The sequence below is a fragment of the Streptomyces sp. NPDC005794 genome (genome assembly GCF_042871445.1).
Lineage (GTDB): Bacteria > Actinomycetota > Actinomycetes > Streptomycetales > Streptomycetaceae > Streptomyces.
Genome location: NZ_JBIAIN010000008.1, coordinates 57,724 through 75,580 on the forward strand (window position 1 = coordinate 57,724; position 17,857 = coordinate 75,580).

Below are 17,857 nucleotides of genomic sequence, written 5' to 3' on the forward strand. Positions count from 1 at the left end.
GACATCTGATGCGACAACCGGGATCGAGATGGGTAAGGTACGGACGGATAAGTGAAGGTAGCCTTACCTAAGTTCGAGGAGTATCGGTGACCAACCCCTTCGAGGACGAGAACGGCACCTATCTGGTGCTCGTCAATGACGAGGGACAGCACTCGCTGTGGCCCGCCTTCGCGGAGGTGCCCGGCGGATGGACCGTGGCCCACCAGGAGGACACCCGGCAGGCCTGCCTCGACTACGTGGAGCAGAACTGGACCGACCTGCGGCCCAGGAGTCTGACGCGGAGCATGGCTGTCGATTCCGCGTGAGCCCGCGCCGGAACCCGCTCACGGAACGCGCGAGGCGTTCGTCCGGAATACGGACGAACGCCTTCGGGCAGGGAACCGCCGGGGCGGTGTCCGGTCAGGATTCCTCGGCCGTCGCGTGCTTCGGTGCCGGACCGGCGATCGCCGGTGCGGGCTCGTCGCGCCGTGACTGGTGGGACATCCAGGCGGCGACCAGGGCGCCCGAAATGTTGTGCCACACGGAGAACACCGCGGCCGGCAGGGCGGCCAGCGGGCTGAAGTGGGCCGTGGCCAGTGAAGCTGCGAGCCCGGAGTTCTGCATGCCGACCTCGAAGGCCATGGCGCGGCTGGCAGGCCGGCCGAGTCCCGCGATCTTGCCCGCACCGTAGCCGAGCGCGAGTCCGAGGCCGTTGTGCAGCACGACGGCGATCAGCACGGTCATGGCGGCCGACTTGATCGCGCCGGCGCTGCCTGCCACGACGGCGCAGACGATCGCGGCGACGGCCAGGGAGGAAAGCCAGGGCATGAGGCCCAGTACCCGGTCGACCAGTCTGCCCGCGACGAGCCGCACCACCAGGCCGCCGATGACCGGAAGCAGGACCGTCTTGAGGATGTCCGTGATCATCGAACCGGCGTCCACCGGCAGGTACGCTCCCGCCAGCAGCAGTGTGAGCGGCGGCGTGACCAGGGGGGCGACCAGGGTGGAGACGGTGGCGACGGAGACCGACAGTGCCACGTCACCGCGCGCCAGGAAGGTCACCACGTTCGACGCCGTGCCGCTCGGCGCGCAGCCGACCAGGATGAGTCCGGCCGCCAGTTGCGGCGGGAGTCCGAGCAGATGGGCGATCGCCCAGCCGAGCCCCGGCATGATCACGTAGTGAGCGACCAGGCCGATCGCCACGGCCCACGGGCGCTTCGCCACGCCCTTGAAGTCGAGCGGAGTCATCGTCAGCCCCATGCAGAACATGACGATGCCCAGCAGGTACGGGACCGACTCCGTCCAGCCGTCGAACGTTCCAGGGGTGACGAGACCGGCTACGCCCGCCACGAGCACGAGGACGGGGAACACGGTGACCGCGCGCCTCGCCGCCTTGCCGTCGGAGGCCGGTTGATCAGGGGGTATCTGTTCGGTTTGCACAGGCGCGATGCAACGCCGCAGGCGTGGGCCTCCGCAAGCGTGTCTCGCCATGCGGACGCGATGTCCAGGATGTGTCCGGCCTCGGAGTCTCCGCCCGCCAGGGTCAAAGGCGCAGCTCGCGCCCTTGCCAGCGCCTCCGCAGCCAGCGGTCGTGGCCGGCCAGGACGATCGCTCCCGGACCCGCTCCCATCGCCGCCTCGAGCTCGTCACAGAGCCGCGGGGAGAGATGGTTCGTGGGCTCGTCGAGCAGCAGCAACTCGGGTGGGTGTGCGACCAGAAGGGCCAGCGCCAGCCGGCGGCGCTGACCGACCGACAGACGTCCGACAGGCTTGCCCAGATCCGCCTCGCTCATCAGCCCCAGCGAACTCAGCGGTACGGCCTCCGCGCGCTCGCCGCCCAACGACTGCGCGTAGGTGTCCCGCACGGTGCGGTCGGGCAGGTCGAACACGGTGTCCTGGGCCAGCAGTCCCACCGAGAGCCCGCCCTTCCGCCGTACATCGCCGTCGGCCGCGAGACGACCGGCGAGCACGGCGAGAAGCGTCGACTTGCCCGCCCCGTTGTCACCCGTCACGAGCAGGCGCTCGGTCGCCGACACATCGAGACGGTCGACGGTGAGACGGCCCCGCACCCGCACGTCGCGCAGGGAGACGAGGATCCCGTCCGCCGACGGACCGGCGAGTGCGGTGCGGCGGAAACGCAGCGGCTGCGGCGGCTCGGCGATCCGGTGCCGTTCCAGTTCGTCCAGCCTGCGAGCGGCGTTGCGCACCCGTCGCGAAATCTGGCTCTGCACCCGTCCGGCGCGGAGGTCGTAGCCCATCTTCTCGTTGTCCCGCGGTCCGCGGTCCGGGGCGACACGATGCGTGGTCGTGCCGATGGCCCGGCGCAGGGCGTCCTGCTCCTCCTGCTCCTCGGCGTAACGACGTTCCCAGCGCTCCCGCTCGGCGCGCTTCTCGGCCTGGTAGGCGGTGTAGTTGCCGCCGTACCGCACCGGTCCCTCCCTGGCCGGGTCGAGGTCGATCAGGTCCGTGCACACCGCGTCGAGGAAAGCCCGGTCATGGCTCGCGACGACGACGGCACCGGGCAGGCCGCGTACCTGTTCCTCCAGGAACTCGGCCGCACCGTCGTCCAGATGGTTGGTCGGCTCGTCCAGCAGGAGCGCGGACGGCCTCCGGACCAGCAGGGAGGCCAGGGCCAGGCGCCCGCGCTGCCCGCCGGACAGGGAGCCGAGCACACGGTCCTGCCGGATTCCGCCGAGACCGAGGCCATCGAGCACGATTTTGGCGCGCCGGTCGGCGTCCCAGGCCTCCTGCTCCTGGGCGCGCTCGAGCCCTCGGCCGTAGGCGTCGAGCAGCGCGGCGTAACCGGGGGAGTCTTCCTGGGCGCGGGCGAGTTGCTCGGACAGACATTCGAGTTCGGCGAGATCGTCGCGGACGTCGCGCAGGGCCTCGTCCAGTACATCGGCGATCGTGGCGGCGGCGTCGAAAGGCATCTCCTGGTGCAGGAAGCCCAGATCGGCAGGACGGGTGACGGTGCCCGCGTCCGGTTCGTCGGCCCCGGCGAGCAGGCGGAGCAACGTCGACTTACCGACGCCGTTCTCCCCGATCAGGCCGATGCGGTGGCCGGGGGGTGCGGTGAGGGAGAAACCGTCGACCACCCGCCCGGTGCCGAAGGAACGGACGATGTCGCGTGCGAGCAGGGGTGCGGAGGCTTCGGACATGGGAACGACCTCGTGGGGCATGCGTGCGGACAGACTTCTGCCCGGGGCGGACAGGGCGAACGGGAACGACACGGGGCTCGCGGCCACGGTGCTGTCGCGCACCGGCCGACGGCCGCTCACATCCGGGTGTCACCCGGAGATGTCGTCGTCTCCCACCATGTCCGGTCTCCTCACCGAGATATCGATGTCCGGGACGACCTTAGCAGCCGGCGTTCCGCCGTTCCGGAAAAGCGGTCCGAGACGTCGTCAGCCCTACGTGCCCGAGCCGACCGGGGCCACCGCCACGCGGGGAGCGGAGCCTGAGTCCGCGAGGACGTCGAGGGACAGGGACATGCTGAGCGCGGGGGTCTCGTTCGGCGGTGTCACGACCGCCGAAGTGAACGTGACCCCCGAGCCGTCGGTGCCGCCGGAGCCGGAAGGTGCCGATCCCGACGCCGCGCCGGTGTCGCCGTCACAGAGGTACCGGCTGCTCCGTACGAGCACATGGAGGGGTGACGCACGCGAGGGCCCCGCCACGGGTCGCGCACCGGGCCGAAGAACATCACGGGGTGAGGGACACGGGCCCACCCCGCAACCACGAGAGGTTCGTGCCCACGTGAGCGCCGTCATGTACGTCGGAGGCGGCCGTCCGGGGATGCGGACGGTCGCGCTTGCGGGGAGCGTGGGGGAGTGCCGCAGCTGCTGAGAAACCAGTGGATCCCCGTAGGCCTCATCGTGCTGGCCGTGGTGGTCGACCTGGTCACCCCGCACGAGGTGACGTCCGCGCCGCTTCTCATGGCGGTGCCCGTCGCCGCCGCGCCGCTGCTCGGCGTCCGGGGCATCATCGGCGCAGGTCTCGCCGCGATGGCCGTCCACGCGGTTCTCGCGTGGTTCGACGGCGCCTTCGGCTGGCGCGCGGGTGTCGCCAACCAGATCACCCTGGCGGCCGTCACCGCGCTCGCCGTCCTGATCCACCGCACGCTGCGCACACAGCACGCCCGCGCCCGGCGCGCGCAGCACGTCGCGGCAGTCGCCCAGCGGGCCGTGCTGCCCAAGCCCCCGTCACGGCTGGGGGATCTGCACATCGACGCGCGGTACGTGCCCGCCGAGAGCGAGGCCCTGATCGGCGGAGACCTGTACGTGGCGCAGAGCACCCCGTACGGAATCCGGGTCATGGTCGGTGACGTGCGGGGGAAAGGACTCGGCGCGGTCAGTGCCGTCAGCGCCGACCTCGGCGCCTTCCGGTACGCGGCCGACGAGGCCGAGGGGCTTCCGCAGCTGGTGACCTGGCTGGAACGGGCCCTCCTGCGCGAGGGCGGCAGGCGCGGCGGCCAGCAGCAGGAGGAGGGTTTCACGACAGCTCTCATCGCGGAGTTCTCCTCGGACCTGGAGACCGTACGCCTGGTCAACCGAGGCCATCCGCCCCCGGTACTCCTCGACGCGCACGGCCGCGCCACGCTTCTCGAGGCGTCCGAGGAGGCGCCCCCGCTGGGCATGAGCGACCTGGGCGTGTGGTCCGCCCCGGTCGACAGTTTCCCGTTCCCGGTCGGCTCCACCCTGCTCTGCTACACCGACGGCGTCACCGAGGCCCGTAACGCGACCGGGTGCTTCTACGACCCTGTCGCCCGTCTGCCGCTCGTGCTCGCCAGGCGGGCGCGCTCCGGCGCTCGCCTCGAGCCGGGGCAGATCCTGGACATGCTGATCCAGGACGTCCGGCGCCACGCCGGTGGCCGGCCCCAGGACGACCAGGCCATGCTGGCCCTGTACCGCGCGCCTGCGGGGCACGAACCCGCACAGGCTGTCTCCCCGGGCTGACCTGCTCCGTGGGGAGGCGTGACGTATGCACTCGTGGACGTTCGATGGCGTGCCCGACCTCTGTCGCGGGTCGTGACCGTGTCGTCCCTGGGGCACCGCATCGGGCGTATCGACGTCGACAATCTCAACGCCGGGCGAAGCCACGACAAGTGGCGTGCCCACGCGCAGTCCGAGCTCGCCGACCTGCTCTTCATCTCGGAGCTCCAGCGCCGGCGCGCTGCCCACGCCGTACGCGGCCGCCCTGCCCACGGCGCTCGGCGAGACCGGAGGAGGTCCCGCGCCGTGGGGTGAGCACCGAGGCGGCCTGCGGCGGCGGCAGGGTGAGGCGCGTCTCACCCTGCCGCCGCCGCTTGCTATGCAACCAGTTGCATAGAACGATCGGGGCATGGCGCTCGAACACGCGATCCTCGTCTCCCTGCTGGAACAGCCGGGCTCGGGCTATGAGCTCGCCCGGAGGTTCGAGCGGTCCATCGGGTATTTCTGGACCGCCACGCACCAGCAGATCTACCGCGTCCTCAAGCGCATGGAGAGCGAGGGCCTGCTCGACGTCCGCGACGTCCCGCAGGAGCGCCGGCCGGACAAGAAGGAGTACTCCGTCGCAGGCCCCGGCCGTGCCGCCCTCTCCGACTGGCTGCACGAACCGATCGAACCCGAGAGCCTCCGCCACGATCTCGCCGTGAAGATCCGCGGTGCGGCCTTCGACGACCCGGCAGCGCTGCTCGACGAGGTCGAGCGGCACCACCGGGCCCACAGCGACCGGCTCGCGCACTACCTCGCCGGGGAACTCCGCGACTTCACCGGCCCCGGCGCCCCCGCCCCGCTCGACGCGGGACAGGAGCTGCAGCACGTCGTGCTGCGCGGCGGCATCGCGTACGAGCGCATGACGGTCGCCTGGCTCGACGACGTACTCGTCACCCTCCACCGGCTCGGCGCGACCGACCCGCGTAGCTGAACCGCCCCGTTTCCTCCCGCCCACAACCCCTCGGAAGGCGTATCACCATGGCCGGCCCGCTGCTGTTCAACCCGCGTACCTACGACCCCTCGCACTTCGACCCGGAGACCCGCAGGCTGCTGCGCGCCACCATCGAATGGTTCGAGAACCGTGGCAAGCGGCGGATCGTCGAGGACTACCGGTCCCGCGCCTGGCTGGGGGACTTCCTCGGATTCGCCGCGAAGGAAGGCCTGTTCGCCACCTTCCTCACCCCGTCCTCCGCCGCCGAGCGGGAGGACCAGCGCTGGGACACCGCCCGGATCGCCGCGCTCAACGAGATCTTCGGGTTCTACGGGCTCGACTACTGGTACGCCTGGCAGGTGACCATCCTCGGCCTCGGCCCGGTCTGGCAGAGCGACAACGCCGCCGCCCGCAGCCGCGCGGCACACCTCCTCTCCGAGGGCGAGGTGTTCGCCTTCGGCCTGTCGGAAAAGGCGCACGGCGCCGACATCTACTCCACCGACATGCTGCTGGAACCGGACGGCGACGGCGGATTCCTGGCCACCGGCTCCAAGTACTACATCGGCAACGGCAACGCCGCCGGTCTCGTCTCGGTCTTCGGCCGGCGCACCGACGTCGAAGGCCCGGACGGCTACGTCTTCTTCGCGGCCGACAGCCGCCACCCCGCCTACCACCTGGTGAAGAACGTCGTCGACTCCTCCAAGTACGTCAGCGAGTTCCGCCTCGACGGCTACCCGGTCGGCCCCGACGACGTCCTGCACACCGGCCGGGCCGCCTTCGACGCCGCCCTGAACACGGTCAACGTGGGCAAGTTCAACCTGTGCACCGCCTCGATCGGCATCTGCGAGCACGCGATGTACGAGGCCGTCACCCACGCGCACAACCGCATCCTCTACGGCCGCCCCGTGACCGCCTTCCCGCACGTCCGCCGTGAGCTGGCCGACGCCTACGTCCGCCTCGTCGGCATGAAGCTGTTCAGCGACCGCGCCGTCGACTACTTCCGCTCGGCAGGGCCCGACGACCGCCGGTATCTGCTGTTCAACCCGATGACGAAGATGAAGGTGACCACGGAGGGCGAGAAGGTCATCGACCTGATGTGGGACGTCATCGCCGCGAAGGGCTTCGAGAAGGACACGTACTTCGCCCAGGCGGCCGTGGAGATCCGCAGCCTGCCCAAGCTCGAGGGCACGGTCCACGTCAACCTCGCCCTCATCCTGAAGTTCATGCGCAATCACCTGCTGGACCCGGCCGGGTACGAACCGGTGACGACCCGGCTGGACGCCGCGGACGACGCGTTCCTCTTCCGGCAGGGACCGGCCCGCGGCCTCGGCTCCGTCCGCTTCCACGACTGGCGCCCGGCCTACGACGGGTACGCCGCAGTCCCCAACGTCGCGCGGTTCCGCGAGCAGGCGGACGCACTGTGCGACTTCGTTGCCCACTCCGCGCCCGACGAGCAGCAGAGCCGCGACCTCGACTTCCTGCTGTCCGTCGGCCAGCTCTTCGCCCTGGTGGTCCACGGACAGCTGATCCTGGAGCAGGCCCGGCTGACCGGTCTGGACGAGGACGTGCTCGACGAACTGTTCTCCGTACTCGTCCGCGACTTCTCCGCGAACGCCGTCGAGCTGCACGGCAAGGACTCCGCGACCGGGGAACAGCAGCGCTGGGCCCTCGCCGCGGTTCGGCGCCCCGTCGTGGACGAGGCTCGCTCGGCACGGGTCTGGGACCGGGTCGAGGCGCTGTCCGGGGCGTACGAGATGGGCTCGTAGCCCGGGCGCGCCCCGGACCTGTCCATGAGGGAGGTCAGCGGTGGGCCGACCGGTCCGGCCCACCGGCGCGCACCACGTTCACCAGTGGCTCGCCGCGCCCCAACCGGCCGATGTTGTCGGCGATCTCCGCCGCACGGGCGGCGAAGGTGTCGGTGGTGTGGCCCGAGTGGTGGGGGGTCATGAGCACGTTGGGCAGGTCGTGGAAGGGCAGCCGGCTCGGCGGTTCCGGCGGGCCGGACCACCACACGTCCAGGGCGGCGCCGCCGATGACACCGGACCGGAGAGCCTCGTAGAGCGCCTCCTCCTGCACCACGGGTCCCCGGGCCACGTTGACCAGCAGGGACCCGGGCCCCATGGTCTTCAGTTCGGCCGGACCGATCAGCCCGCGGGTGGCGGGGCTCAGGGGGACCGTGACCACCACGATGTCGGACTCGGTGAGGAGTGCGTTCAGCCGGTCGTTGCCACCGATCCAGTCGGGCCGCAGGTCGGTGGGGACCGGTGCGGTGGGGTCGCGCCGCACGGCGCGCACCCCGAGTCCGACCGCCTGGCACAGCCGGGCGACCTCGGTTCCGGTCTCACCGAAGCCGATGATCCCGACCCGCCGGCCGCGCAGCGTCGACCCGAAGGGGAGCCCGGGATCGACGGCCACGTTGCGCCAGTGCCCGGCGCGCAGCGCGCGGTCGGCCGTCAGCACGTCGCGGGAGAGCATCAGCACGGACATCAGCACGTGCTCCGCGATGGAGCCGCCGTGGTGGTGGGTGGTGGCGACCGTCACCCCGGGGTTCAGCGCGTCGAGCGGGATGCCGTCGTAGCCCGCGCCGACGACGTGCACGAGCCGCAGCCGGGCGGCCCGCCGGGCGTCCTCGGCCCGGAGCTTCGTTCCGACGTACACCTCGACATCGGTGAGGGCGTCGGAGATCCGGTCGGCGTCCCAGTCGCGGGCGTCCAGCCAGACATGCCGGCCCTCCGCACGCGCCTTGAGCGGTTCGTGGAACCGGCTGAGGATGCGGTGGTTGAGCATGATGCGCACGGTCGGGTCACCACCGGGGGGTCTTGGTCGAGAACGAGGGGTCGAAACGGCGCATGTAGCCGGTGTCGTCGCGGTCGCGCAGCCCGCAGTCGAGGTACTGGCGGTGGAGCCGTGCGAGTGCGTCCCGGTCCAGTTCCACGCCCAGCCCGGGAGCCGTCGGTACGGTGACGCTGCCTTCGCTGAACCGCAGCGGCCCGGGATCCACCACGTCCTCGTCCGGCTGCTTCCAGGGCCAGTGCGTGTCGCAGGCGTAATTCAGGCGCGGGGTGGCCGCTGCCAGGTGCGTCATCGCCGCGAGGCTGATACCCAGGTGCGAGTTGGAGTGCATCGACATGCCCAGCCCGAAGGTCTCGCAGATCGCGGAGAGCTGGCCGCAACGTCGCAGTCCGCCCCAGAAGTGGTGGTCGGACAGGACGATGCCCACCGCTCCCTGGGCCACGGCAGGGGCCAGGTCGTCGAAGGAGACCACGCACATGTTGGTCGCCAGCGGGGTCGTCGTCCGCCCGGCCACGGAGGCCATGCCCTCGATGCCCTCGGTCGGGTCCTCCAGATACTGCAGGACGCCGTCCAGTTCGCGGGCGACGTGCAGCGACGTCTCCGTGCTCCAGGCGGCGTTGGGATCGAGGCGCAGGGGCAGGTCCGGGAAGGCCTTCCGCAGCGCCCTGATCGCCGCGATCTCCTCCTCCGGCGGGAAGACGCCCCCCTTGAGCTTGATGGAGGAGAAGCCGTACGTCCCGATCATGCGGCGGGCCTGGTCGACCAGGCCCGCCGGGTCGAGTGCCGCGCCCCAGTCGTCGTCGCCCTGAGAGGGGTGCCCGGCCCACTTGTAGAAGAGATAGGCGCTGTAGGGGACCGTGGGGCGCACGGCTCCCCCCAGCAGGTCGCAGACCGGCCGGCCGACGAGCTTGCCCTGGATGTCCAGGCACGCGACGTCGAACGGCGCCATGATCCGGTCCACGGTGCTGCTGCCGGTGACCATCCCGGACATGCCGTCGCCACCGGTGGTGTCGGATCCCAGCGCACGTGTGGTGCGGGCGATCAGGTCGTTGAGGCTCCAGACGTCCATGCCGGTCAGCTCGGTGGCGGCGCGGCGCAGCCGTTCCAGGTGCACCGTGCCGCCGTAGGTCTCGCCGATGCCGCTGACCCCGCCCTCCGTGGTGATCTCCACGATGGTGCGCAGCGCGTACGGCTCGTGCACGCCGACCGTGTTGAGCAGGGGGTAGTCGCGGAAGGCCACGGGGGTCACGGTGACATCGGCGATACGTTCGGAGGTGCGCGCCATGCAGACCGTCCTCATAAGATCGGCGTTCTCATGTGTGGACATCATTTCTATGTGTGGACAAGCGTCGGCGTCAATGGGTCGAGGGGGAGGCTTCCGGTACCGGGGTGAGCAGAACCCCCTCGGCCATGAACTGCCGCAGGTTGCGCAGGGCCAGGTCGCCCATGGCCGCGCGGGTCTCATGGGTGGCGCTGGCGATGTGCGGGAGCAGGACCACCCGGTCCGACTCCAGCAGGGCCCGCGGCACGTTCGGTTCGTCGGCGAACACATCGAGCGCCGCACCCGCGATCCGCTCCTCCTCCACCGCCGTGACCAGGGCCGGCTCGTCCACGACGCTGCCCCGTGCGACATTGACCAGGTAACCCCGGGGGCCGAGCGCGTCCAGCACCGCCGCCGAGACCAGCCCCTCGGTGCCCCTCCCTCCCGCGACGGTGACGACGAGCGCGTCACACGCTTCGGCCAGGGCCTCCGCGGTCGGCAGGTAGCGGTAGCCGACGCCGGGGACCGGTGTGCGCGTGCAGTACGCGACCTGCACGCCGAAGCCGTCGAGCCGCTGCGCGACGGCCCGGCCTATGCGGCCCAGCCCCAGGATGCCCACCCGCTTCCCGCTCATCCGGGAAGCGAGCGGAAAGGGTGCGGTGCCCCAGCTCCCGGCGCGCACGTACCGGTCGGCGGCCGACAAGCGGCGCATGACGTCGATCAGGGAGCCGACCGCGAGGTCGGCCACGCAGTCGGTGAGCACGTCGGGGGTGTTGCTGACGTCGACGCCCCGCGCCCGGGCCCGGACCACGTCCGTCGTCTCGTAGCCGACGCCGAAGTGGACGATCGCCCCCAGCCGCGGCAGCGCGTCCATCAGGGCGTCACTGACGCCGACCCGCGCACTGGTCACCGCGGCGACCACGTCCTTCCCGTGGTCGCGCAGGTAGGCGGCGGGGTCGGGCAGTTCCGGCAGGCGAACCGTGTGGAAGTGCTCTGCCAGCGTCCCTTCCAGAGCGGGCAGCAGGGTGGACACCTGGAGGACGGTGTCCGGGGTGCTGGTGGGGAGGGGTGAGTTCGACAAGGTGGCACTCCGGTTCTGATCGGTGGTTTCGGGGGTGTGCGGCGCTCGGTGGCATCCGCGCGAGACCTGGCGGGAAAGTTCGATCTTCCGCATGTCTTGACGCTGTCGAAGCGCCGGTCTAGCTTCGCGTTCACAGATACAGACTGAGTACGCAATTGTAGACAGCTGGTGGTGGTCGGACCCATACCCAGTGCTCGGAACGCGACACATCAGCGAATTCCCGGAGACATGTGACGATGAAGTCCTCCGTTTCATCCACCCAGCGGGCCGCACCAAGGCGGCCCCGCAAGCTCATGGCGACCCTGCTGGCGGGCGCCGTGCTCACGTCCAGCGGGTGCGCCGTGGCCAACAGCGCGGCCGGCGGGGCCGGCCGCGCCGACGGCCGCACCCTGCGGGTGGTGCTCACTCAGGAGCCGCCCACCCTGGAACCCTGTGAGGCGTCGCTGACCGGCACCGGCGTCGTCGTCCGGTCCAACATCACGGAACCCCTGGTCGAACGAGATCCCGCGTCCGGTGAGCTGAACCCCCTGCTGGCGACCGGCTGGAAGCAGACCGCGCCCCGTACCTGGACCTTCGACATCCGCTCAGGGGTGACCTTTCAGAACGGTGCGCCCTTCACTGCCGAGGACGCCGCCTTCTCCATCGACCGGGCGGTCAACTCCGACCTCGCCTGCAACGTCGAGGGCTACGTCTTCGGCAACGAGGATCTCCAGGTGGAAGCGGCGAACGACGAACGGCTGACCGTCACCACCGAGAAGCCGGACCCCATCCTGCCGCTGCGCCTGAGCTTCGTGGAGATCGTGCCCCGCACGACCGACACCGACGCCAAGGTGCGCATACCGGTCGGAACCGGCCCCTACGCGGTCCGCTCCTGGCAGCCCGGAGCGGCGATCTCCCTCAACCGCTTCGGCGACTACTGGGGCGAGGCCCCTCCCTTCGCACAGGCCCGGTACGTCTGGCGCAGCGATGCCAGTGTCCGCGCTGCCATGATCGACAAGGGTGAGGCGGAGATCGCCGTGGCGCTGGACCCGATGGAGGCGGAGAAGGACACGACGGTCGCCTACCCCAACAACGAGACGACAGCCCTGCGGCTGGACGGCCGCGAGGCTCCGCTCGACGATCTGCGGGTGCGGCGGGCGATCGACCTGGCCGTGGACCGCCAGGGCATCATCGGCGCACTGCTGGGCGGCCTCGCCGAACCGGCCGGCCAACTGGTCCCGCCCGGGGTGGTGGGACACAGCGACGAGATCGAACCGCCACGGCAGGACATCACCAAGGCCCGCGCCCTGGTGAAGGAAGCGGCTGCCGACGGAGTGCCCACCGGCCGGCAGATCACCCTGGTCGCCCGCAACGGCATGTTCTCCGGGGTGTCGGAAACGGCGGAGGCACTTCAGTACCAGATGGGGCGGATCGGGCTCGACGTGAAGGTCCGTATGGCCGACACCGCCACCCAGCTCCAGTACCAGCTCCGCCCACTGCCCGAGGACGTCGGACCGATCGCCCTGCTGATCATGCACGGCAACCAGGCCGGTGACGCGGCCTTCACCACCAGCCAGTACCTGCTCAGCGACGGCCCCCAGTCCGCGTTCGGCACGAAGGCTCTCGACCGGCGCGTCGCCGAAGCGGCCGTGCTTTCCGGCAAGGAGCGGCAGAAGGCCTTTGCCGGCCTCCTGGCGGAGCAGAACGAAACCGTCGTCCAGTACACACACATCGCCCACATGACCGGACTGCTCGGCCTGTCGCCGTCGATCCGGTACCGGCCCAACTCCGCCACCGGGGACGAACTGCGGCTGGCCGGGGTCAGCCCGGCCGAAGGGGCGAAGCACTGATGATCCCCTTCCTGCGCAAGCGCATACTCTCCAGTGCCGTCCCCCTGGTCTGCGTCGTCCTCGGCGTGTTCCTCCTGGCCCGGATGACCGGCAATCCCGTCGACCTCTACCTCCCCCTGAGCGCCACCCCCGAGCAACGTGCGGAGTTCTCCGCCGCGCAGGGCTTCGACCTCTCGATCCCGGCACAGTTGTGGAACTATCTCGTCGATGCCGCGCGTTTCGACTTCGGCGCCTCGCTGCGGACCGGACAGTCGGCGAGCTCGATGGTGATCGACGCCTTTCCCGTCACCCTGCAGCTCGCCGGCGTGACCATGGTGCTCGCGATCACCGGAGCGCTGCTGGTCGGCAGCCTGGCCGCCTACCGTCCCAACTCCCTGATCGACAGGATCGCCAGTCTGCTGTCGATGACGGCCGCCAGCATCCCCGACTTCTGGTTCGCCATCATGGGCGTGCTGGTCTTCGGTGTGAGCCTCGGACTGCTGCCGACCTCGGGCACGATCGGCGGCCCCGAGATCTGGGTACTGCCCATCGCGACCCTGCTGATCCGCCCGTTCGGCGTACTGGTGCAGGTGGTCCGCGGCAGCATGGTCACCGCGCTCTCCGCGCCCTACGTCAAGATCGCCCGGAGCAAGGGCGCCACGCCCGCGCGGGTGGTCTTCGGCCACGCCCTGCGCAACGCCGTCACACCGGTGCTGACCGTGGCGGGCGACCTGGCGGTGGGCCTGGTCAACGGCGCGGTGATCGTCGAGACGATCTTCGGCTGGCCCGGCATCGGCAAACTCATGATCGACTCCATCCTCCAGCGTGACTTCGCGGTCCTCCAGGCGGCCGTTCTCCTGACCGCCGTGACGATCTTCGCCCTCAACATCCTCGTCGACGTCTGCCACGCGCTGACCGACCCCCGAGTGCGTCAGGCGGTGCCGGCGTGAGCGAAGGAAGCACCATGACCCGAGAAGAGTCCTCCACCGGGGACACCGCCGCCCCCGCCCGCAGGGCACAGCCGAGCCGGTGGCGGATGCTGGGCCGGGACCGAGCCGCGGCCGTGGGCGCCGTAGTCCTCACCGTGGTCGCCCTCGTGGCCCTCTTCGGCCGGCTGTTCATCGGCGACCGCGCGCAGCGGCAGGACCTGGACGCCTCCCTGCGGCCACCGTCCCTGGGCGACGGGGTGTACGGGCTGCTCGGCACCGACGTGCTGGGGCGCAGCATGGTGGCCCGGCTGATCGAGGCGTCCGCCACGACGCTGTCCGTGGCCGTCCCGGCCGTGCTGTGCTCACTGGTGATCGGCTCGGCCGTGGGTCTGTGGGCCGGCTACCACGGGGGACGCCGCGAGAGCGTGGCCATGCGGATAGCCGACGTGATCCTCAGCTTTCCCTCGCTGCTGATCGCCGTGGTGGTGCTGTACGTCTTCTCACCCAGTGCGCTGAACCTCGTGCTGATCCTGGCCGTGACCCGTATCCCGGTGTACCTGCGCACCGCGCGGGCGGAGGCGGCGGAGCTGCGGAGCCGGCTCTTCGTCGACGCGGCCCGGACCTTCGGCACAGCCGACCGGATGATCATCTACCGGCACATTCTGCCGATCGCCCTGCCGACCCTGCTGACCGTCGCCACCCTCGACTTCTGCTTCGTGATGCTCACCGAGTCGTCGCTGAGCTTCCTGGGCATCGGGATCCAGCCGCCGGACGTGAGCTGGGGCCTGATGGTCGCTCAGGGGCGGCAGTACCTCCAGACAGCGTGGTGGATCACCGTGCTGCCAGGGCTGGCCATCGTGCTCACGACGGTGTCCGCCACGGTGCTCGCAGCCTGGGCCCGCATCGCCACCGACCCCGCCCAGCGCTGGCGCCTGACGCTGCCGAAGAAGCGCCGGGCCCCCTCGGCCGCCGTCCCTCCGGAGATGATCCCGTGACGACCACCACCAGCCCTTCCCCGTCCGGCACCGACACCCCGGCCCTCGCCGTCGAAGGACTGTGCGTGGACCTGACCACGCCGTCCGGGACGGTACGCGCCGTCGACGGCGTCAGCTTCAGCGTCCGTCGCGGACGCACCCTGGCCCTCCTGGGCGAGTCCGGGTGCGGCAAGTCGATGACCGCTCTGTCCGTGGTCGGGCTGCTGGACCCCGCGGCCGCGGTGACCGGCGGCGCCGTCCGGGTCAGGGGCGACGACATCCTCCGCATGAGCCCGGCGCAACGCCGAGAACTGGCAGGCCCCGTTCTGTCGATCGTCTTCCAGGACGCCCTGACCGCCCTCAACCCGGTGCAGCCGGTCGGCAGACAACTCGGCGAACCCTTCCGCATCCACCGAGGACTCTCCCGGCGCCAGGCCCATGAGAAGGCCGTCGAGTTGATGACGCGGGTGGGTATCCCCGAACCGAGGCAGCGGGCCCGCTCCTATCCCCACCAGTTCTCCGGCGGGATGCGGCAGCGCCTGCTGATCGCGATGGCCGTCGCGCTCGCTCCCGACGTGCTCATCGCCGACGAACCCACCACCGCGCTCGACGTGACCGTGCAGGCGCAGATCATGCGGTTGCTGCGGGACCTCCAGGACGAGGGGGACATGGCCCTCGTCCTGATCACCCACGACCTGGCCGTGGTCGCCCAACGTGCCGACGACGTGGTCGTGATGTACGCGGGCACGGTCGTGGAGAACGGACCGGTGCACGACGTCTTCTCCGCACCCCGCCACCCCTACACCCGTGGACTGCTCGATTCGGTTCCGGAGGACAGCGTGCGCGGACGCCCGCTGCCCGCCGTTCCCGGCAGCCCACCCGAACTGAGCGCGGTGCCGTCCGGCTGCGTCTTCCAGGCCCGTTGCCCGCTGGTGCAGGAACGCTGCGTCCAGGAACGGCCGTCTCTGCGGACCGCGGGCGACGGCCGCTCGGCCGCCTGTCACTTCTCCGAGGAGCTCGCACGTGTCTGAGTCCCGTGCCACCACCGCCACGTCCGGACCCGGCGCGGACGGTCCGCAGGAGAACCCTCCGCTGCTGGAGGTCCGAGGGGTCACCAAGACCTTCGGCAGCGGCCGGCGCCGGCTGACCGCCCTGGACGAGGTGGACGTGCAGATCGGCCGCGGCCAGACCCTCGGGCTCGTCGGAGAGTCGGGCTGCGGCAAATCCACCCTGGCCCGGGTGCTGCTCGGGCTGGAGCGTCCGGACGCGGGCACCGTGCGCTTCGAGGGAACCGATCCCTTCGCCCTGCGCGGCAAGGAACTGCTGGCATGGCGCCGCCGGGTACAGATGGTCTTCCAGGACCCCTTCGCCTCGCTCAACGCACGTATGTCGGCCGCCGAGCTGATCAGCGAGCCCTGGGCCACCCACCGGGACGTCGTGCCGGGCGCCAAGGCCCGCGAGAAGCGGATCCGTGAGCTGCTGTCCCTGGTGGGACTGAGGGAGAGCGACGCCCACCGCTACCCCAACGAGTTCTCCGGCGGGCAGCGCCAGCGCATCGGTATCGCACGCGCGTTGGCCCTGGACCCCGACCTCATCGTGTGCGACGAGCCGGTCTCCGCCCTCGACCTGTCGGTGCAGGCGCAGGTCCTGAACGTCCTGTCGGAGCTGCGCACCCGCCTCGGTGTCACCTACGTCTTCATCTCCCACGACCTGTCCGTGGTGCGCTACCTCTCCGACCGGGTCACCGTGATGTACCTGGGCAAGGTCATCGAACAGGGAGATACGGAGGACGTCTTCGAACGCCCCCAACACCCTTACACCGCCGCGCTGATGTCGGCGGCTCCCGTCCTGAAGCCCACCCGCGACGCCCGCCACCAGGAGATCCACCTCCAGGGGGAGATCCCCTCACCCTTCGACATCCCCTCCGGGTGCCGCTTCCGCACTCGCTGCTGGCGTGCCGAGGACCTGTGCGCGACCCGGACACCGCCGGTCGTCAGCAGGGACACGGAGGGCGTGGCCGAACCACACACAGCCCTGTGCCACTTCCCCCTGGAGGCGGGGGCCGCGTGGGCGTGACCGGCCCGGAGTTCGCCCTCCTCTGTGTCACGGTGGGAATCGGCGCCCTGCTCCAGGTCTCCATCGGCTTCGGCCTCGGCATGATCGCCGCACCGGTCTTCTCGCTCGTGGATCCGGCGCTGGCCCCGGTCGCGGTCCTGCTCCTCGCGGGCGGGGTGACGGCGACGGTGCTGGTGCGCGAACGCGGCCGGGCGGACCTGAACGGCTGCGGATGGGCGCTGGTCGGACGGGTACCGGGAGTGCTGGCGGGCACACTGCTCGTCGTCGCCCTCCCCACCCGGTACCTCGCCCTGCTCATCGCCGGCGTGGTCATCGTCGGCGTCGCGGTGAGCACAGCCGGCTACGTTCCCCGGCAGCGGCGGTCCGCGGTGGTCCTGGCCGGCATGGCCTCGGGCGTGATGGGTACGGCGACGTCCATCGGCGGCCCGCCCATGGCGATGGTGTGGCAGCGGCTGCGCGGACCCGAACTGCGCGCCACGATGAGCGCGTTCTTTCTCGTGGGCTCACTCATGAGCCTCGCCGCGCTGACCGCGGCCGGTACGGTCGGAGCACATGCCCTGCAGGGTGCCCTGCTGCTCACCCCCGCCGCCGCGGCCGGAGTGCTGCTCGCCCGGCCGCTGACCCGCAGGCTGAACGCGCGACGCACCCGCACGGCCGCCACGGCGCTGGCGGTCGCGGGTGCGTCGGTGCTGGTGGTGCAGCAGTTCGTCTGACGGTACGCACAGGCGTACTGACGGCCTCTCAGGCCGTCAGGAGGCCGTCGTCCGGCTGCCTGCCGGCGGGCCGGCGAAGTGCTGGGGAGACCGTGGCCCGCATGCCGAGCATGGTGTCGGCGACGTGGAGGGCCCGCGTGACGGGCCGCGTGCCGGTCATCACGCACAGGGTGTAGGTGGCATCCTCCACGGCTCGGACGGTCGCGTCCGTGGAACGGCGCGCGTCCTCGATCCGTGCGTCGGCGTAGCGGGACAGAGCCACTCTCAGGTCCTGAGGACCGGGTGTCAGCACAGCAGGTTCTCCTCCATGTTCGATACACGTCCGATACGGCGCGCCGGG

Annotated in this window: 16 protein-coding genes and 1 pseudogene; 11 read left to right on the top strand and 6 right to left on the bottom strand. The window is 70.8% G+C overall.

Annotated features, from left to right (window positions below; all coding sequences use genetic code 11):
* Positions 1 to 86 precede the first annotated feature (86 nt).
* The gene (locus ACFYQ5_RS14835; RefSeq protein WP_389197592.1) at positions 87 to 305 is read left to right on the top strand and encodes an MbtH family protein; all 219 of its coding nucleotides are present in this window, start codon (positions 87 to 89) and stop codon (positions 303 to 305) included.
* 94 nt (positions 306 to 399) lie between these two features.
* Here ACFYQ5_RS14835 and ACFYQ5_RS14840 read toward each other — a convergent pair whose 3' ends face one another.
* Both ACFYQ5_RS14840 and ACFYQ5_RS14845 read right to left on the bottom strand, forming a co-directional pair.
* The gene (locus ACFYQ5_RS14840; RefSeq protein ID WP_389197594.1) at positions 400 to 1,470 is read right to left on the bottom strand and encodes a bile acid:sodium symporter family protein; all 1,071 of its coding nucleotides are present in this window, start codon (positions 1,468 to 1,470) and stop codon (positions 400 to 402) included.
* A 52-nt stretch (positions 1,471 to 1,522) separates the two neighbouring features.
* Complete coding sequence (locus ACFYQ5_RS14845) at positions 1,523 to 3,136, bottom strand: ABC-F family ATP-binding cassette domain-containing protein (protein WP_389197596.1); 1,614 nt, start codon at positions 3,134 to 3,136, stop codon at positions 1,523 to 1,525.
* A 669-nt stretch (positions 3,137 to 3,805) separates the two neighbouring features.
* Here ACFYQ5_RS14845 and ACFYQ5_RS14850 point away from each other — a divergent pair.
* From ACFYQ5_RS14850 to ACFYQ5_RS14865, 4 genes and pseudogenes are all read left to right on the top strand, one after another.
* Complete coding sequence (locus tag ACFYQ5_RS14850; RefSeq protein WP_389197597.1) at positions 3,806 to 4,930, top strand: PP2C family protein-serine/threonine phosphatase; 1,125 nt, start codon at positions 3,806 to 3,808, stop codon at positions 4,928 to 4,930.
* Positions 4,931 to 4,993: 63 nt separating this feature from the next.
* Positions 4,994 to 5,152 (top strand): annotated as a pseudogene (locus ACFYQ5_RS14855) (short-chain dehydrogenase); the annotation flags it as partial.
* A gap of 163 nt (positions 5,153 to 5,315) precedes the next feature.
* Positions 5,316 to 5,882 carry a PadR family transcriptional regulator gene (locus ACFYQ5_RS14860; RefSeq protein ID WP_389197599.1) on the top strand — a complete coding sequence of 189 codons (567 nt, stop codon included), beginning with the start codon at positions 5,316 to 5,318 and terminating at the stop codon, positions 5,880 to 5,882.
* A 47-nt stretch (positions 5,883 to 5,929) separates the two neighbouring features.
* Complete coding sequence (locus tag ACFYQ5_RS14865; protein ID WP_389197601.1) at positions 5,930 to 7,648, top strand: acyl-CoA dehydrogenase family protein; 1,719 nt, start codon at positions 5,930 to 5,932, stop codon at positions 7,646 to 7,648.
* Positions 7,649 to 7,682: 34 nt separating this feature from the next.
* Here the strand turns inward: ACFYQ5_RS14865 and ACFYQ5_RS14870 are convergent, their stop codons facing one another.
* The 3 genes from ACFYQ5_RS14870 to ACFYQ5_RS14880 all read right to left on the bottom strand — a co-directional run bounded on the left by ACFYQ5_RS14870 (position 7,683) and on the right by ACFYQ5_RS14880 (position 11,017).
* The gene (locus tag ACFYQ5_RS14870; protein ID WP_389197603.1) at positions 7,683 to 8,669 is read right to left on the bottom strand and encodes a 2-hydroxyacid dehydrogenase; all 987 of its coding nucleotides are present in this window, start codon (positions 8,667 to 8,669) and stop codon (positions 7,683 to 7,685) included.
* A 16-nt stretch (positions 8,670 to 8,685) separates the two neighbouring features.
* On the bottom strand, positions 8,686 to 9,960 hold the full coding sequence (locus tag ACFYQ5_RS14875) for a glucarate dehydratase family protein (protein WP_389197605.1): 1,275 nt from the start codon (positions 9,958 to 9,960) through the stop codon (positions 8,686 to 8,688).
* A 70-nt stretch (positions 9,961 to 10,030) separates the two neighbouring features.
* Positions 10,031 to 11,017 (bottom strand): 2-hydroxyacid dehydrogenase, encoded by a 987-nt coding sequence (locus ACFYQ5_RS14880; RefSeq protein WP_389197607.1) that lies wholly within the window; start codon positions 11,015 to 11,017, stop codon positions 10,031 to 10,033.
* Between the two features lie 293 nt (positions 11,018 to 11,310).
* On the opposite strand from ACFYQ5_RS14880, the gene ACFYQ5_RS14885 reads away from it, so the two are divergent.
* From ACFYQ5_RS14885 to ACFYQ5_RS14910, 6 genes are read left to right on the top strand one after another with little or no spacing between them, the layout of a single operon-like run.
* Positions 11,311 to 12,846, top strand: coding sequence for an ABC transporter substrate-binding protein (locus tag ACFYQ5_RS14885; RefSeq protein WP_389197609.1), 1,536 nt, complete (start codon positions 11,311 to 11,313; stop codon positions 12,844 to 12,846).
* Positions 12,846 to 13,775 carry an ABC transporter permease gene (locus ACFYQ5_RS14890; RefSeq protein WP_389197611.1) on the top strand — a complete coding sequence of 310 codons (930 nt, stop codon included), beginning with the start codon at positions 12,846 to 12,848 and terminating at the stop codon, positions 13,773 to 13,775. The genes ACFYQ5_RS14885 and ACFYQ5_RS14890 overlap by 1 nt, the downstream gene beginning before the upstream one ends.
* Before the next feature lie 14 nt (positions 13,776 to 13,789).
* Positions 13,790 to 14,749 carry an ABC transporter permease gene (locus tag ACFYQ5_RS14895; RefSeq protein ID WP_389197613.1) on the top strand — a complete coding sequence of 320 codons (960 nt, stop codon included), beginning with the start codon at positions 13,790 to 13,792 and terminating at the stop codon, positions 14,747 to 14,749.
* On the top strand, positions 14,746 to 15,759 hold the full coding sequence (locus ACFYQ5_RS14900) for an ABC transporter ATP-binding protein (protein WP_389197615.1): 1,014 nt from the start codon (positions 14,746 to 14,748) through the stop codon (positions 15,757 to 15,759). Before ACFYQ5_RS14895 ends, ACFYQ5_RS14900 begins: the two co-directional genes overlap by 4 nt.
* Positions 15,752 to 16,804: an ABC transporter ATP-binding protein gene (locus ACFYQ5_RS14905; RefSeq protein WP_389197617.1), complete on the top strand. Its 1,053-nt coding sequence runs from the start codon at positions 15,752 to 15,754 to the stop codon at positions 16,802 to 16,804. The genes ACFYQ5_RS14900 and ACFYQ5_RS14905 overlap by 8 nt, the downstream gene beginning before the upstream one ends.
* Positions 16,795 to 17,517 (top strand): TSUP family transporter, encoded by a 723-nt coding sequence (locus tag ACFYQ5_RS14910; RefSeq protein WP_389197619.1) that lies wholly within the window; start codon positions 16,795 to 16,797, stop codon positions 17,515 to 17,517. The genes ACFYQ5_RS14905 and ACFYQ5_RS14910 overlap by 10 nt, the downstream gene beginning before the upstream one ends.
* A 28-nt stretch (positions 17,518 to 17,545) precedes the next feature.
* Here ACFYQ5_RS14910 and ACFYQ5_RS14915 read toward each other — a convergent pair whose 3' ends face one another.
* Positions 17,546 to 17,809 (bottom strand): DUF5133 domain-containing protein, encoded by a 264-nt coding sequence (locus tag ACFYQ5_RS14915; RefSeq protein WP_389197621.1) that lies wholly within the window; start codon positions 17,807 to 17,809, stop codon positions 17,546 to 17,548.
* Between the last annotated feature and the right edge of the window lie 48 nt (positions 17,810 to 17,857).